The following is a 16,708-nucleotide window of genomic DNA, read 5'->3' as shown; positions in this document are numbered from 1 at the left end:
CAAAGGAGCCGGAGAACCTCAGCGTTCACCGGTTTCCTGATAATAAAACGACAGGCAGAAATATTATGACAACACATCTCCTCTGCCTTGACGGGCATGAGTCGCTGGCGGAGTCGCTGGCGCAACAACTCAGCAAGGCAGGTACAGAAACCCGGCTGCTGGCTCTGGAAAGCCGGCATTTTCCCGATGGTGAACTCTATTTTAATTTGCCGGATATTATTCAGGGTGACGATGTTATCGTACTTTGTCAGCTGCACCAGCCCAGCGATAAGGCTCTGGCGCTGTGGTTTATGGCACGCCATCTGCGCGAATTCGGCGCGCGCCGAATTGGTCTGGTAGCGCCTTATCTCGCTTATATGCGTCAGGATATCCGCTTTCAGCCGGGTGAGTGTTTAACTTCAAAATACTTTGCTGAGCTTATTAATCAGAATTTTGATTACTTAATTACCATTGATCCGCATCTGCATCGTTACCACAGCCTGAGTGAAATTTATTCCATTCCGGCGCAGGCCCTGCATGCCACCGACAGCATCGGCCAGTACCTGAAACAGAATGTGAATAAACCACTGGTGATCGGCCCGGATGAAGAGAGTGAGCAATGGGCAAAAGACGTTGCCCATATAGCCGGATGTGATTATCTGGTACTGCGTAAAACCCGCAGTGGTGACCGTGATGTCGCCATTCATATACCGGATGTACAAACCTATGCCGGTCATCAGCCGGTTCTGGTGGACGATATTATTTCAACCGGTCGTACCATGCTGCGTACCGCCGATGAACTGATTGCGCAGGGATTGAATAAGCCACTGTGCATTGGCGTGCATGCGGTGTTTGCCGAAGGCGGGCCTGGTGTTCCGTCGGCCGATGAAGAAATGCGCGCCGGTCCTATCGCCGGCATTGTTACCTGCAACTGCATTCCTCATGCGACCAACGGCATTGATATCAGCCCGTTACTCGTGCCGGCCATTCAGAATATGCTGACTGTTGCGGCTGCTTCAGGAGAGACATTATGAGTCTGAATCTGTATCAGAAACTGAGTGAACGCTATAAAACTCAGGAAATCGAAGCGGAAGCACGCAGTCATCGTGAATACGATAAAGACTTTGCCGCCTGGGCCGCCGGGTGTGGTGTTATTAAACATACCGCAGCTACCCAGTTACAGGTATTTGAGCTGGCGACCACCCTGCTGGAAGCCGGTCTGATTGAACATAAAGCAGAATGCTACCGCAAACTGACGGCTCTTGATCAGCTGACCAATCAGGCAATGTGGCTGGTTGTGCATATGACCTACGCCAAACATGTTTTTCTCGACGGCCGTGACTTAACCGCCGATGATTTTAAACGTGATCCGCAAGGACATACCGGTGGCTCGCTGAATATGGTTCCGGCTTATGCTGCGTTGCTGGCTGTTAACAGTTTAACCGGTCAGCACCGTGACTGGCTGATGGGGCAGGGTCACTGTGTCGCGGCCATTGATGCCGTGCAGTTGTTATCCGGTACTGCCTTGCCGGAACGGAAAAAACAATATCCGTTAACCGATGAAGGCTTAAGCCGTTTCGCACAGGATTTTTATAATTACCGTGTACGCGCCGATGGCAAACCTTTATCACCACTGGGCAGCCACGTTAACGTTAATACTGCCGGGGCAAAAATCGAAGGTGGTTATTTAGGTTTTGCCGGTTTGCAGTATGTGCATCAGCCATTACCGGGCGAGCGCCTGGTCGCTTTTTTAAGTGACGGTGCCTTTGAAGAACAGCGCGGCAGCGACTGGGCGGCACGCTGGTGGCGGGCAGAAGACAGTGGTCTGGTCAGCCCGGTGATGATCGCCAATGGCCGCCGTATTGATCAGCGCACAACGGTGGCGCAGCAGGGCGGCAGTGCCTGGTTTATGGAGCACCTGAGTAATCAGGGATTTGCGCCTTTTATTATTGATGGCCGCGATCCGGCTGCCTTTGTCTGTGCCATTTATTTTATGGAACAGCATTTAAGCCATGCTGCTGCTACCGTTGCCAGTGGTGCCGCGAGCTATCCGCTGCCTCTGCCTTATTGTATTGCCGAAACTATTAAAGGCTACGGTTTTCCCGGAGCCGGAACCAACGCCGCCCACGGTTTACCATTGGGCAGCAATCCGCGCCGTGATAACGAAGCACTGAATTTTTTCCACCGTGGTGCCAAAGCATTGTGGCAGGAAGAAAATCAATGGCGTGCTGCGGTGGCCGAATTAACCCAGCCAAAAACACCGCTGCAACCGGTTGCCGTAACCATTAACCGCCATGACCCGCACTGGTTAAAAGAATCACTGGCACCAATGGCTGCCATCGATAATTACTTTGTCGATCTGGTGGAAGTGAATCCGCACTTACGGGTGCGTGTCGGAAATCCGGATGAATTGCGTTCCAACCGTATGAACCAGACGCTGGATTTATTAAAACACCGCGTCACCGATCCGGAAGAAGGCGTCGCCGAAGCGGTCGACGGTTGTGTTATTACCGCACTCAATGAAGAGGCTGTGGTCAGTGCCTGTCTGGCCAATCAGTCGGGTCTGAATATGGTGGTTTCTTACGAAGCCTTTGCCACCAAAATGCTGGGTGCCTTACGTCAGAGTATTATTTTTTCCCGTCATCAGAAAGAAGCGGATGAGCCCGCTTCGTGGTTGGGTATTCCGGTTATTTCGACTTCGCATGTCTGGGAAAACGGTAAAAACGAACAGAGCCATCAGGACCCTAGCCTGGCCGAAAGCCTGCTGGGAGAAATGGCCGACATGGCGCGTGTGGTTTTCCCGGCCGACGGTAATTCTGCGATGGCCTGTTTAAAAGCCTGCTATGGCGATCTGGGTACTATCTGGAATCTGGTAGTTCCCAAATCCACCATGCCAGCCGTGTTTGATGGCAAACAGGCCGCCGCTCTGGTACAGGACGGAGCCATCTGTGTACGTGGAAATTGTGCTTCAGATCTGCAGCTGGTGGCCTGTGGTGCATTCCAGTTACAGCAGGCATTAAAAGCGTCTGACCGGTTAAAAGAAAAAGGCGTGGCTCACTCGCTGATTTATCTGCTGGAGCCGGGCCGCTTCCGTATTGCGCGTGATGAATTTGAGCAGAATATGCAGGCCGACCCGCAGGTTCTGGATTCATTATTCCCGGCGCGGGTACAGCAGCGGGTGTTTATGGTGCATACCCGTCCGGAAGTTATTCTGGGGCATTGCCGTATGCTGGATCTGGGACCGCAGCGCACTGTTGCACTGGGTTATGTTAATCAGGGCGGCACGCTGGATACCGAAGGCCTGCTGTTTGCCAACCGCTGCACCTGGGCCGATGCCCTGGCAGCGCTGGCCAGACTGAGTCAGCGTGATCCGCTGGAATGGCTAAGTGCAGAAGAGTGGGCCGCTATTCGTGGCGAAGGTGATCCGTACGATGTGATTAAGCATCCGTATCCGTAATAAAAAGGGAAGCATAGCTTCCCTTTTTTAATGACGACTATTTTGCTTTTTTCAGACTCTCACCCAGCTCACGCACACTGCGTTTACCATTAATATGGCGCACATAATACAAGGCTTCACGCGGAATAGTTTTACTGCCCGGCGCAATCTGCCAGTCGCAGCTTAAATGCGCGTTACTCATTACCAGCATTTCCATCAGTTCTTCAACGTCGTCGGCAGCAATATCCACACTCTGTTCGTCTGTCCGACGAACCAGCATGTTTCCTTCACCGATGCCGGACATACCGCCAATCATCAGCAGGCCCTCGTCATTGGTGCAGAAGCTGACAAACATATCCAGTGGTGCTGCTTTGCCCACGGGTAATTCGAACAGATAGTGGTATTCGTGGTAGCGGGAAAACTCGCTGACCGGTAAATCCCAGACAAAACGGGGTTCTTGGTTGACGGTGGTGGGAGTGGTACAGGCGCTGAGAGAAAAAGCCAGTGCCATGGTGCTGATGTTCAGCAGCGTGGAGCGCGCGTTCATAAAATAATACTCTTATTAACAATTGCAATGGCAGCTACTTTGCCCTTACCGGGCTGTGGCGGCAAGTGATGCCTTTGTCGATACAGAATATTGCCGGTTGTGAGGGGCTTTTATGTTGCAGTACTAAACGGCGGGCAAAAAAAAGCGCCGCAGTAGCGGCGCAAACGATCTCCTTAAAATGAATCCGGAGTTCGGAGTGAGAGTAGCGTTATCGTGATTGCTTAAACGGCTCCGCTGGTAGCTGTATTCTCTTCAATGACCGGGTTGGCGTATTCCAGTGACGGATCATCCAGGCTGGCCATTTTCAGCAGTGTCATATCCAGGAAGTAGTTCTGATACAGCTTCCATGGACGTTCATCACCCTGTTGCGGAATCTGATCTTTAACCCGGGAAATATAACCCGACTGCATATCAATAAACGGCAGGCGTTTAATGGTCAGGTTATGGTTGCGCGGGGTAACCTGGCGCACACCTTTGTCATCCATATGCTTGAGCAGACGGCAAACATAGCTGGAAATCAGATCGGCTTTTAATGTCCAGGATGCGTTGGTGTAACCGAATACCATGCCCATATTCGGCAGGTCTTCGAACATCACGCCACGGTAACTCATTTTTGTATTTGGCTTCAGCGGTTCACCGTCAATGGTTACCTGCATATTACCCAGCATCTGCACTTTCAGGCCGGTAGCGGTAATGATGATATCGGCTTCCAGTTTTTTACCGGACTTCAGCTGAATTCCATCTTCAGCAAAACGCTCAATATGATCGGTCACAACAGAGGCTTTACCCTGTTTAATCACCTTGAACATATCGCCTTCGGGTACGGCGCACAGACGCTCATCCCATGGCGCGTATTTCGGCGTGAAATGCGTCATATCGAAATCAGCCGGTAACTGTTTTTTTACTGTCCACTGCAGCAGTTTACGGGCCGCATTCGGGAAGCGCTTACAGAAGCGGTACAGACCAAGAGTAATAGAAACGTTACGGCCGCGGATAATGCGGTAAGCCAGTTTTTGCGGCAGAATTTTGCGCAGCAGGGCAACCATCGCATCCTGTTGCGGAACGCTTAATACATAAGAGGGTGAACGCTGCAGCATGGTGACATGAGCGGCTTTATCGGTCATCGCAGGTACCAGCGTAACTGCAGTGGCACCACTGCCGATAACAACAACGCGCTTGCCGCTGTAATCCAGATCTTCCGGCCATTGCTGTGGATGGATCACCTGACCTTTAAAATCATCACGGCCTTCAAATTCCGGTGTAAAGCCTTCTTCATAGCTGTAATAACCGGTACAGCTCAGCAGGAAATTACAGCAGTATTCTTTTTTACTGCCGTCGGCCAGCTCAACATCCAGAGTCCAGGTCGCGTTAGCACTGCTCCAGCGTGCAGCTTTTACTTTGTGGCCATAACGGATATGCGGATCAACGTTATTTTCGGCTGATGCTTCACGGATGTAATTACGGATATCGGCACCGTCGGCGATGCCTTTTTTATTGGTCCAGGGTTTGAATTCATAACCCAGGGTGAACATATCGGAGTCGGAACGGATGCCAGGGTAACGGAACAGATCCCAGGTACCACCGCTGGCGTCACGCCCTTCAAGGATTGCAAAGGATTTGCCCGGACATTCTTTTTTCAGGTGACAGCCGGCGCCGATACCAGACAGGCCTGCGCCAATAATCAGTACATCAAAATATTCAGTAGCCATGGTGATTTCCGCTTTTCAGAGGTGATCGTTATTGTTATTCGTTGTTCTGATGATCACTTTCTCTTATCGGCGTGTAAAAAAACAGGTGATCCCCTGTCATGTTTGCGGCTTTTATTTTCACTTATTCGGGGTTGGGTGGTGCTCCGGCGGTAATGTCGCAGTCTTTGGCCTGATCGGAAAGTAATGCTGTCAGGCGCCAGATCACCGCAGGAAACATCAGTCCCGGCGAAGCTGTAAAGCCTGTTGGCATGGGCTTTTAGCCGGGTAAGGCAGAGGCAGGAGCAGTAAACAGGGGAACAGCGGGTGAAACCCTGCCATCTGGCTTACGGGGGCGTATATGACGGAGGTAAGGGGGTTAGTTCAGGCCAAAGCGTTTCAGATTGATACGCCCGCTGGCACTGAATTCAACGCCTTCACCGTTCAGCAGCGCCTGCTGGCGTGCAGCAGCAGCGCTGCCTGGCGGAAAACTGAGCCGCCCCTGAGCGTTAATAACCCGGTACCAGGGCAACTGAGAGCCTTCCGGCAGTTGTGACAACACCCGCCCGACCCAGCGCGCCCGTCCGGGCATACCCGCCAGCGCCGCCAGTTGGCCGTAAGTCACGACGCTTCCGGCAGGAATGCCTGCCAGTGCGGTGTAGAGTCGTTCGTAGGAATCCGATTGCATGGGCAGATAATAACAGTCTCGCTTTATACGTGGGAGCAGAACCGGAAAAGTGGAAAGCTTTTTGCTGATACATCTGCTCATAACCAAAACTCTCAGCAAGAACGCAGAGTCACATGAAGGAGCAGAAACCTATGGATATGCGCATTCATCCCCAGTCCGGCAGCGTCAGCCCGTTACTGAGTCAGCAGCCACAGACAACAGCCGTTGCCGCCAGTGGCAAGGCATTGCCGGCCGATGGCTATACGCCCTCCGCCGAAATTCAGCAGCAGGCCGAAGCCCGTGATGAGCAACTGATAGCCACTTTACAGAGTCTGGATCTTGGGCTGCTGAAGCTGCCGGGGCCGGGCGATATCCGCAGTTTTGAAAAGCAGTTTAATCAGGCTCTGGCAGAGGCCGGTATCGACAACAGCCAGGAAATTGAATTGCAGATAGAAAGCGATGGCAGTGTGACGGTCGCAAATGATCACCCGCAGAAAGAGCGCATCGAAGCTTTGTTTGCCGAGCGCGAGTTACAGCAGGGGTTGGTGCGGGCGCAGATGGCGCAGACCTTCGGGAAAATTGGCGCCCTGCATGATCAGTGGCTGCAGAAACTGGCGGCGGGTATGCCCGAAGAGACGGCCAATCAATGGCTGGTAAATGCCACCAAAGCGGTAACGGCCGAGGAAAGTAATCTGAGCTGGAAAGGTGGGAAGGTGCAGGGCGGTGGTGAAGCCATTGCCCAGCACGAGAATCAGCAGTATCTGGCGGTACAGGCCATGGGAGCAGGCTGATGCCTGCCCGGTGCCGTCGTGGAAGTTAGTGAAGCAGCGTCAGTAGCGGTTCATCTGTAAGGCGATCATGCCGGTCAGTTGTTCGACTAATTCGCGCATCTGCGGCGCTCTTACCGGTGACATGCTGTTATAACTGATGCCGGTGGCAATGGCATCGGTGGTGGAATCAATCAGAATATACATTAACCCTTCGGCAATCAGACCGACGGGATTATCCGACTGATATTCATGGGTACTGTTGGAGTCCTGCTCTTCAACGCATTTATGTACGCCGATTTTTCCAACCGGGGTGCTGCTCCACAGCATCGTCCGTTGTGACATATCCCACAGCACCATGTTCAGTTGCAGGTTGGTTCCGGCATGCTGACAGCGGCTGCTGGTACGCTCGGCGTGTTTCATTCGTTGCCAGTCAAGAACGCGGAAGTCGATCAGATAATCAAACTGCTGTTGCTGATTTACCAGCAGGTTATTGACGACGGCAGAGCGCGCAGGCATCTCCGTGGTTTTAATCTCCTTATCGGCGCTGAGCGCTTCCTGTTGTTCGCTGTCTGATACTGTGGTGGTGTCAGCTGCAGCTGCTGGTTTAGTGAGAATAAAAGACGTGGCATTGGCGACATTGCGGCTGCGTTTAAGCTGGTCGGCCAGCGAGGTGGAAATTAAACGGATTAATTCAGCCTCGTCCGCATCGTCTCCTTTGTGATAACCGGCAATCAGTACTCTTTTATTATTGAAGGTAGAAGTAAAAAAAGCATCGCTGCGATATTCATCTTCCAGCGACACATAAGAGTAGGGCGTGGTGTTGGTGGCGCAGGCGGTGAGTAAAAGGCTGGCTGCCAGAACCATAAAAGCAGAGGCACGTTCTGTTAATGTCGGCATAAGTAAACTGCATCATCCATGAAATAAGATGATCCAGAATAAATACTCCGCTGCCGATAACCAGAGCCTTTATTGCAACAATACGTTGTTGTTAAGCAGCCAATTCATGGCCGCAGAAATATTTCTGTTTTATTACACTCAGCCGCCATAAAAAACGGCAGCCAAAGCTGCCGTTTTTTATTTTGCGGAAATATCCCCGGAGTAACCCGGGTTGGCGGATTACAGACGCAGACCACCGTCCACTTCAATAATACGGCCCGACATATAATCGTTTTCCAGCAGGAAAGCGACGGCCGAGGCGATTTCTTCCGGCTGTCCCATACGCTTGGCCGGAATGCCTGCGGTCATTTTTTCCAGTGCTTCCGGTTTCATGCTGGCGGTCATTTCGGTGGCGATAAAGCCCGGTGCAATGGCGTTGGCACGGATGCCGTAGCGCGCCAGTTCTTTACCCCAGACAACGGCCATGCTGGCAACACCGGCTTTGGCGGCAGAGTAGTTGCTCTGACCCATGTTACCGGCGCGGGAAATACTGGAGATATTGATGATGCAGCCGCCTTCGCCGCCGTTAATCATCTGTACCGCCGCTTCGCGTCCGCACAGGAACACGCCGGTCAGGTTCACGTCGATCACGCTCTGCCACTGCGCCAGGCTCATCTTGCTGACTTCGCCGTCTTTTACTTTCACCATCAGACCGTCGCGCAGAATGCCGGCGTTATTCACCAGACCGTGCAGACCGCCCATATCTGCAGCAATGGCGGCGAAGGTGCTTTCTACCTGTTCTTCATTGGCAACGTTACACAGGTAAGTGTTGCCGTTGCTGCCGGCCGCTTCGACCTGGCGTTTTGTTTCATCCATGTGACCCTGATCGAGGTCGATAATGGCAATCCGTGCCCCTTTTGCTGCCAGATAAACCGCCATCGCACGACCCAGACCCTGGCCCGCGCCGGTAATGGCGACCACTTTGTTTTGCAGATCCATACAGAACTCCTGAAATGTTGAAAAGGGGGTTGTTTGTTCGCCGCGGCCTTGCTGAAAACCAGAACTGCAGCCGGGACAGAGGGTAAACAGACGGTCAGATTATAGTCAGTTTTTGTCCCGTATTGACCTATTAGCGCAGGCGAAACATAAAAATCCGCCCGATTATACGCCGATAGCATGAGGCCGTGTTATCCGCTGATGGTGGGGGTGATGGTGGGCTTGATTCTGGGGCAGATGCTGGGAATCCGTTCACGCAGTGGTAGACTGCGCGTTTTCCCTGTTGCCGATGCACATGAGCGATAACTATTACACCGTTGCCGATCTGGCCGCTGAGTTCGGCATTACCCCCCGTGCCATCCGTCTGTACGAGAGCAAGGGGCTTATTACCTCGCGCCGCGTCGGACGCACCATGATTTACGATCACCGCCAGCGCGCGCGGCTGAAAATTGTGCTGCGCTCCAAACGTGTGGGCTTCTCGCTGGAAGACACCAAATCCTACCTCGATCTGTATGACGCCGACCGCTCCAATCCGGAACGTCTGCTGGGCTTAATGCATCAGTGCCGCACGCGTTTGCAGGAGCTGGAAGACCAGCGCCGCGATCTCGATGCCACCATCGCCGAGCTGCAGAACGTCGAGCAGGCCGCCGGTGCCGATCTCAGCCAGCTCGATATTGCGCCGGAAGAGGCGTACCAGCAGTTTCTGCAGCGCCTGCCATTGTCAGACGACCAGCCAGGCTGATCTTTTTCGTCACGATTTTTCCTCTCATAAGTGCAAATCTGTCAATCCGCTTGAGCGATTTGCACATTGACCCCCCACAGCTCCCCCCGGTAGTCTGAGTTACGTTAAGGTAACTCAGCGGCACTAGCCCCTGTTCCGGCCCGGCCGGAATACCTTGCAAGCTCACGACGAACGGCGGTTAATGGACAACAGCACCGCCGTAAAACGGGCACAAGCCTGCAGATAACAATAATGAGGGCGCAACATGACTTTACCCCTGTCCGGCATGCTGGTGCTGGATCTGTCGCGTTTATTGCCAGGACCCATGTGCTCGATGCACCTGCACGATATGGGCGCGCGCGTTATTAAGGTGGAAGACACCGGCGCCGGCGATTACACCCGCTCACTGGGCATGCCAAAAGGCTTTGTCAGCCCGGCGTTTCATATTCTTAACCGTGGTAAAGAATCCATCAGCCTCGACCTCACCACGGCAGAAGGTCATGAACTGCTGATGAAGCTGGTGGCCAAAGCCGACATCCTGCTTGAGAGTTTCCGCCCCGGCGTGATGAAAAAACTTGGTCTGGCTTATGAACAACTGAAAGCGGTTAACCCGCGGCTGGTGGTGTGTTCCATTTCCGGTTTCGGCCAGACCGGCCCCTGGGCTGAAAAAGCCGGTCACGATATGAATTACTGCGCCACCGCCGGTGTGCTCGATCAGGTCGGTGAAGCCGGTGGTGCGCCGACCTTAAGTAATTTCCAGATTGCCGATCTGGCCGGTGGCTCACTCAGTGCCGCCATGGCTATTTTAGGCGGCGTGGTTGGCCGCCTGAATTCGCAATTAAATGGCGGCGCGGGCGAAGGCTGTTACCTCGATATTTCCATGACCGACTGCACCTTTGCGCACAATGTGATTCCGCTGGCGACCATGAATTTAATGGGTAAATCATTACCGCGCGGACAGGACATGCTGACCGGTGCGCGCCCCTGTTATGGCATTTATAAAACCGCCGACGATCTGTATATGGCGGTGGGCTCGCTGGAGCAAAAATTCTGGAATCAGGTCTGCGAAGTTCTGGGTCATCCGGAGTGGCAAAACCGGTACTGGGATATGGGCGCCAAAGCCGAATTATTACGTGCTGAAGTGGCAGAGGTTTTTGCCTCTGAGCCACAAAGCCACTGGCGCGAAGTGTTTGCCGATACCGATTGCTGCGTCACGCCGATTTTAAGCCCACAGCAGGCGTTCGAGCATCCGCAGTTACTGGCGCGGGAAATGGTGCAGGTATTAACCACCGCCCAGGGGCAGAAAATCCGTTGTCCGGCACCGGCCATTCAGTTTGGCGAACAAAAACACATCACCGATAAACCCGGCCCGGAGCAGGGCGAACACACACTCAGCGTTCTGCAGGAGCTGGCATTGGCCGAGGCCGATATTCAGCAACTGCTGAGCCGCGGAGTAATCCGTCAGGCCGGACACGAAATGGCCACATCCACCGATAACAGTAATAACAAATCATCGACACCAAGCACCAAGGAGACCACGGTATGATCCCACGCAGTGTATTTACCGAAGAGCACAACATGTTCCGCGACAGCGTGCGCAAATTTATGCAGCGCGAAATTCAGCCACACTGGGAAGAGTGGGAAGCACAGGGTCATATTTCCCGTGAAGCCTGGCTGAAAGCCGGTGAAGCCGGCATTTTATGCACCCATATTCCGGAAGAATACGGCGGTGCCGGTGTGGATTTCCGTTATTCGGCTATTGCCATCGAAGAGCAGGGTTATGTGTTTGCTTCAGGCCCGGGTTTCTCCCTGCACTCCGATATTGTTGCCCCGTATATCCTGCATTACGGCAGCGAAGAGCAGAAACAGAAATGGCTGCCAAAAATGTGTACCGGTGAAGTGATTACCGCCATCGCCATGACCGAGCCGGGCACCGGTTCCGACCTTGCCGGTGTGCGTACCACCGCCACCGAAGACGGCGATCATTATGTGATTAACGGTTCCAAAACCTTTATCACCAACGGTCAGATGGCCGACCTCTATATTGTGGTCGCAAAAACCGATACCAGCGCCGGCGCCAAAGGCGTGAGCCTGTTTCTGGTCGAAGCCGACCGTGCCGGTTTCAGCCGCGGTCAGAACCTGAAAAAAGTCGGTATGAAAGCGCAGGATACCTCTGAGCTGTTTTTCGACAACGTACGCATTCCGAAAGAAAACCTGCTCGGCCAGCGTAACGCCGGTTTTATTTATCTGATGCAGGAACTGGCACAGGAACGTCTGAGCGTGGCCATTATTGGCGCCGCGGCGGCGCGTGCCTGCTACGACGCTACTGTTACCTACGTGAAAGAGCGTAAAGCCTTCGGTAAGCCGGTGGCTTCTTTCCAGAACACCCGCTTTAAACTGGCCGAAATCCGCACCGAACTGGAAGTAACCCAGTGCTACGTTGACCGCTGTCTGGAACTGCATTGCGAAGGCAAACTGAGCATCGACGCTGCGGCCTCGGTCAAACTCTGGGCCACCGAAGCACAGTGCCGCATTATCGACGAGTGTGTGCAGCTGCACGGCGGTTACGGCTATATGTGGGAATACCCGGTTGCCCGTGCTTACGCCGACTCGCGAGTACAGCGTATTTACGCCGGTACTTCTGAAATTATGAAAGAAATTATTTCGCGTACTATTTAAGCCTGTGCGCACAAGGAGTTTTTAAATGACTGATGCCTATATTTTCGACGCGGTACGCACACCGCGCGGTCGTGGTAAAAAAGACGGCGGCCTGCACACAGTAACACCGGTCAGCCTGATGTCGGGTTTATTGCGTGGCCTGCAGGAACGCCACGATCTGGATACTTCTCAGATTGACGATGTGGTACTGGGTTGTGTGGAACCGGTGATGGAACAGGGTGCCGATATTGCCCGTACCGCGGTATTAATGGCCGACTATGCACAAACCTGTGCCGGTACTGTGGTCAGCCGTTTCTGTGCTTCAGGCCTCGAAGCGGTGAATATGGCTGCCGCCAAAGTTAAAGCCGGTGAAGCACAGATGACCATCGGTGGTGGTGTGGAATGTATGTCACGCATTCCGATGGGTGCCGGTGGTGGCGCTTATTACACCGACCCTGCGGTAACCAATAAATTGTCGTTTGTACCTCAGGGTATTTCCGCTGATTTAATTGCCACCCTGAATGGTTTTTCCCGTGCCGATGTGGACGCCTACGCGGTGGAATCACAGCGTCGCGCCAAACACGCCTGGGATAATGGCTACTTTAAAAATTCCATTATTCCGGTGAAAGACCAGCTCGGTTTAACCCTGCTCGACCGTGACGAACATATGCGCCCGGAAGCGACGGTTGAATCGCTGGCGGGTCTGAAGCCATCGTTCGAAATGCACGGCGGTCTGGGTTTTAACGCCATTGCCCAGCAGGTGTATCCGCAGGTTGAGCGCATTAATCACGTGCACCACGCCGGTAACTCCTCCGGTATTGTTGACGGTGCTTCGGCGATATTAATCGGTACCAAAGAAATGGGTCAGGCGCTGGGATTAAAACCACGTGCCCGTATCCGCTCGGCAGCGTCTATTGGTTCTGAACCAACCATCATGCTTACCGGTCCGGCGCCGTCTGCGCGTAAAGCGCTGAAAAACGGCATGATGCAGGCTAGCGATATTGACCTGTGGGAACTGAACGAAGCCTTTGCCTCGGTTGTTCTGCTGTTTATGAAAGATATGAATATTGACCACAGCAAAATCAACGTCAACGGCGGTGCCATTGCCATGGGCCATCCGCTGGGGGCAACTGGTGCCATGATTCTTGGCACTGTGCTGGATGAACTGGAGCGTCGCGACCTGAACACCGCATTAATCAATCTGTGCGTGGGCGGCGGTATGGGGACTGCCACCATTATCGAACGGGTTTAAAAGCGCAGGCTTTGACAGATTAAAGGATATGTTATGACTACATTTACGCATGAAATCGACGCTCAAGGTATTGCGGTTTTAACCTGGGACGATCAGAACGGGCCGGTAAACTCACTGGCACAGAGTGCAGTAATTGCACTGAACGAAGCACTCGAAACTTTGCTGGCCAACGATGCGGTAAAAGGCATTGTATTAACCTCAGGTAAATCCGATTTTGTTGTCGGCGCGAATTTAAAAGAAATTCAGACCATGCCGCAAAATGCCGAAACCATTATCGGCTTTGTGCGCAGCCTGCATCAGATTATGCGCCGTATGGAACAGGGCGGTAAGCCGATTGTGGCTGCATTAAACGGCACCGCACTGGGTGGCGGTATGGAAATCGCGCTGGCCTGTCATCACCGCATTGCTGCCGATAATCCAAAAGCCGTGTTCGGTTTTCCGGAAGTGAATCTGGGTCTGCTGCCGGGTGGCGGTGGTACTCAGCGTCTGGCACGTATGCTGGGTATTCAGGCGGCGATGCCGTGGTTGCTGCAGGCGACTCAGGCCAAAGCGAAAGAAGCCAAAGCTGCCGGTCTGATTAACGACGTGGTTGCCGCGGAAGAACTGATTGCAGCGGCCAAACAATGGCTGCTGGATAACCCGAAAGCCTGTGTACAGCCGTGGGATGAGAAGAAATTTAAATTACCGGGTGGCGAAGTACAGTCACCAAAGGTAGCGCAGGTATTTATGGGCGCAGAAGCCATGCTGCGCAAGAAAACCATGGGTAATTACCTCGCACCACAGCGTATTCTGCAGGCCTTGTTTGAAGGCTGTCAGCTGCCAATTGATCAGGCTCTGGATGTTGAAGCGCGTTACTTTACCGAGCTGCTGCTGTCTGATCAGGCAAAAGCCATGATCCGCACCTTCTTTGTGGCGCTGCAGGATGCCAATAAACTGAAAAACCGCCCCAAAGGAGTGGAGAAAAAACAGTTTAACAAAGTCGGTATTTTAGGTGCCGGTATGATGGGTGCCGGTATTGCCTATTCTTCCGCCATGAGCGGTATGGAAGTGGTGCTGCTGGATACCGCGCAGGAATCCGCCGATAAAGGCAAAAGCTATTCTGAAGGCCTGCTGAAAAAACGTGTATCACGCGGCAAAATGGCGCAGGAAAAAGCCGATGCCACACTGGCACGCATTCTTGCCACCACTGATTATAACGACCTGAAAGGTTGTGATCTGGTGATCGAAGCGGTATTCGAAGACCGCGCTATTAAAGCCGACGTTACTGCCAAAGCCGAAGCCGTGCTGGGTGATGATGCTATTTTTGCTTCCAACACCTCGACCCTGCCGATTACCGGTCTGGCCGAAGCCAGCAAACGCCCTGAGCAGTTTATTGGTCTGCACTTTTTCTCACCGGTCGACAAAATGCCGCTGGTGGAAATTATTATGGGCGAAAAAACCTCGCAGCATACCCTGGCCTGGGCGCTGGATTATGTGCAGCAACTGAAGAAAACCCCGATTACCGTTAACGACAGCCGTGGTTTCTACACCTCGCGTGTATTTAAAACCTACGTGCTCGAAGGTATGGCCCTGCTGAAAGAAGGCGTATCACCGGCGCTGATCGAAAACGTAGGCAAACTGGCCGGTATGCCGGTCGGCCCGCTGGCGCTGAGCGACGAAGTTACGCTGGAACTGATGGACCGCATTGGCCGCCAGACCCAGAAAGACCTGGGCGACGCCTATGTATCGCACCCGGCTGACGAAGTGGTGCAGTACATGGTGCACGAAGCCAAGCGCATTGGTAAAAAAGCCGGTGTTGGTTTCTACGATTACCCCGCAGACCCACAAGGCAAAAAATCCCTGTGGAGCGGACTGGCAGAACGCTTCCCGCTGGCGGCTGAACAGCCATCGGTGGAATACGTAAAACAGCGTCTGCTGTACGCACAGGCGGTAGAAACCCTGCACTGTGTGGCCGAAGGCGTAATTACCCGCGCCCATGAAGTCGATATCGGCTCCATTTTCGGCTGGGGCTTTGCGCCACAGACCGGCGGCGTAATCTCCTTTGTAGAAACCATGGAAGGCATCGATACCTTTATCGCCAATGCCGACCAGCTGGCCGCCAATGTTGGCGACCGCTACAAAATCCCGGGAATGCTGCGGGAAATGGCGGCTGAAGGAAAATCCTTCTACGCCTGAGATGGTTGTTAGATTAAGCGTGAAATAAAAAAGCCTGCCGGGAAACCGGCAGGCTTTTTGGTTTTTGGTAACGCCGCAAGCAAAGGCGCGCGTTAGCGCGTCCAGCCCGCAGGGCGATTTTGCCTTGTCTTGTTAGCTGCTATACGAAGTGCAATAACAGCCTACCTATTGAATTAGTTAAGTCTCTGGCATAAATGGCAAGCCATTTGTTCGCATCTTTAGCGAAATGTGACTCACTAAAGCTATTCCGAGAATTAGCGATGCCATTAGTTAATGTTGGTATGGTATTAACAATTTCTTCCGGGAAATTACCCTTTGCCTTCAGCTTTTCTGAAATATCATTTTTCACCAGCTTTGACAGAGGAATTAAACTGGTTACGTGCGCTTGGTCAGGGATGTTCTCACGGACGTAAGCTTTGTATAAGCCTTCCAGGCATGTATATGCCAATGTAACTGCTCGGTTAAATTGCTGAGCATCAATGGCCTTATCAATATCTTTCAGAGATAAGTTAAGTTTCTCTGAGCTCCACAGTTTCTGTGGAATAACTGTTGTTGGTACCGCAGAGCCTCCGCCGAAAATAACTGAACGAACACCTTCAACTTCATCTTTAACGTAAGGCTCCAATGCCTCTATGAAAATTCGGAATAGCTGATACTTCTGCGGCTCTTCCAAGCTATTTATACTGTCCCAGTAGAAATCTTTACGTGAAGTACTTTTCCCTTGCTGATTTCTAAGCTGTATATATTGATTGTAGCTTGGGACGCTATCATCAACTTGCTGCGCCATTTGTATGAACGCAGAACCGCTATAGTAGTAATCACCATCAGTATTGATGATTTTAAATAGTCGGTTATATGCGGTAATCCAATTTACGGTCATATCTTCCTTCGGCAGCTAACGCTGGAAATAACCGGCTCGCTTTAGCAGCTTCCGGTTGATTGACTT

Annotated in this window: 15 protein-coding genes; 8 read left to right on the top strand and 7 right to left on the bottom strand. The window is 52.7% G+C overall.

Features of this window, described 5'->3' with window-relative positions; all coding sequences use genetic code 11:
- The first annotated feature begins 65 nt into the window (after positions 1-65).
- Both MT343_RS14575 and MT343_RS14570 read left to right on the top strand, forming a co-directional pair.
- Entirely contained in the window at positions 66-1,013 is a 948-nt protein-coding gene (locus MT343_RS14575; protein ID WP_145466074.1) for a ribose-phosphate pyrophosphokinase, read from the top strand.
- Entirely contained in the window at positions 1,010-3,436 is a 2,427-nt protein-coding gene (locus MT343_RS14570) for a xylulose 5-phosphate 3-epimerase (protein WP_145466072.1), read from the top strand. The genes MT343_RS14575 and MT343_RS14570 overlap by 4 nt, the downstream gene beginning before the upstream one ends.
- 37 nt (positions 3,437-3,473) lie before the next feature.
- Here MT343_RS14570 and MT343_RS14565 read toward each other — a convergent pair whose 3' ends face one another.
- The 4 genes from MT343_RS14565 to MT343_RS14555 form a co-directional block, all read right to left on the bottom strand.
- Entirely contained in the window at positions 3,474-3,962 is a 489-nt protein-coding gene (locus tag MT343_RS14565; RefSeq protein ID WP_145466070.1) for a hypothetical protein, read from the bottom strand.
- Between the two features lie 221 nt (positions 3,963-4,183).
- Positions 4,184-5,671 carry a flavin-containing monooxygenase gene (locus MT343_RS14560; RefSeq protein ID WP_145466068.1) on the bottom strand — a complete coding sequence of 496 codons (1,488 nt, stop codon included), beginning with the start codon at positions 5,669-5,671 and terminating at the stop codon, positions 4,184-4,186.
- A 121-nt stretch (positions 5,672-5,792) separates the two neighbouring features.
- On the bottom strand, positions 5,793-5,921 hold the full coding sequence (locus tag MT343_RS19550) for a hypothetical protein (protein ID WP_255448993.1): 129 nt from the start codon (positions 5,919-5,921) through the stop codon (positions 5,793-5,795).
- 105 nt (positions 5,922-6,026) lie between these two features.
- On the bottom strand, positions 6,027-6,335 hold the full coding sequence (locus MT343_RS14555) for an MGMT family protein (protein WP_222428426.1): 309 nt from the start codon (positions 6,333-6,335) through the stop codon (positions 6,027-6,029).
- A gap of 113 nt (positions 6,336-6,448) precedes the next feature.
- Here MT343_RS14555 and MT343_RS14550 point away from each other — a divergent pair, with 113 nt between their 5' ends.
- A complete protein-coding gene (locus MT343_RS14550; RefSeq protein ID WP_145466066.1) occupies positions 6,449-7,105 on the top strand; it encodes a hypothetical protein in 657 nt (218 codons plus the stop codon).
- A gap of 39 nt (positions 7,106-7,144) precedes the next feature.
- Here the strand turns inward: MT343_RS14550 and MT343_RS14545 are convergent, their stop codons facing one another.
- On the bottom strand, positions 7,145-7,981 hold the full coding sequence (locus tag MT343_RS14545) for a hypothetical protein (RefSeq protein ID WP_145466064.1): 837 nt from the start codon (positions 7,979-7,981) through the stop codon (positions 7,145-7,147).
- A gap of 219 nt (positions 7,982-8,200) precedes the next feature.
- Positions 8,201-8,959, bottom strand: coding sequence for an SDR family oxidoreductase (locus MT343_RS14540; protein ID WP_145466062.1), 759 nt, complete (start codon positions 8,957-8,959; stop codon positions 8,201-8,203).
- A 292-nt stretch (positions 8,960-9,251) separates the two neighbouring features.
- Here MT343_RS14540 and MT343_RS14535 point away from each other — a divergent pair, with 292 nt between their 5' ends.
- From MT343_RS14535 to MT343_RS14515, 5 genes are all read left to right on the top strand, one after another.
- Complete coding sequence (locus MT343_RS14535; RefSeq protein WP_145466060.1) at positions 9,252-9,698, top strand: MerR family transcriptional regulator; 447 nt, start codon at positions 9,252-9,254, stop codon at positions 9,696-9,698.
- 244 nt (positions 9,699-9,942) lie between these two features.
- Positions 9,943-11,223 (top strand): CaiB/BaiF CoA transferase family protein, encoded by a 1,281-nt coding sequence (locus MT343_RS14530; RefSeq protein ID WP_145466058.1) that lies wholly within the window; start codon positions 9,943-9,945, stop codon positions 11,221-11,223.
- Positions 11,220-12,356 (top strand): acyl-CoA dehydrogenase family protein, encoded by a 1,137-nt coding sequence (locus MT343_RS14525; protein ID WP_145466056.1) that lies wholly within the window; start codon positions 11,220-11,222, stop codon positions 12,354-12,356. Before MT343_RS14530 ends, MT343_RS14525 begins: the two co-directional genes overlap by 4 nt.
- Before the next feature lie 25 nt (positions 12,357-12,381).
- Positions 12,382-13,587, top strand: a complete 1,206-nt coding sequence (locus tag MT343_RS14520) for an acetyl-CoA C-acetyltransferase (RefSeq protein WP_145466055.1) — start codon at positions 12,382-12,384, stop codon at positions 13,585-13,587.
- A 33-nt stretch (positions 13,588-13,620) separates the two neighbouring features.
- Entirely contained in the window at positions 13,621-15,762 is a 2,142-nt protein-coding gene (locus MT343_RS14515) for a 3-hydroxyacyl-CoA dehydrogenase NAD-binding domain-containing protein (RefSeq protein WP_145466053.1), read from the top strand.
- A gap of 139 nt (positions 15,763-15,901) precedes the next feature.
- Here MT343_RS14515 and MT343_RS14510 read toward each other — a convergent pair whose 3' ends face one another.
- On the bottom strand, positions 15,902-16,642 hold the full coding sequence (locus MT343_RS14510) for a hypothetical protein (RefSeq protein WP_145466051.1): 741 nt from the start codon (positions 16,640-16,642) through the stop codon (positions 15,902-15,904).
- Positions 16,643-16,708 lie beyond the last annotated feature (66 nt).

It is taken from the genome of Venatorbacter sp. C2-1, assembly GCF_022832715.1.
Lineage (GTDB): Bacteria > Pseudomonadota > Gammaproteobacteria > Pseudomonadales > Oceanobacteraceae > Venatoribacter > Venatoribacter alkanivorans.
This window is presented reverse-complemented; position numbering and strand designations above follow the sequence as displayed.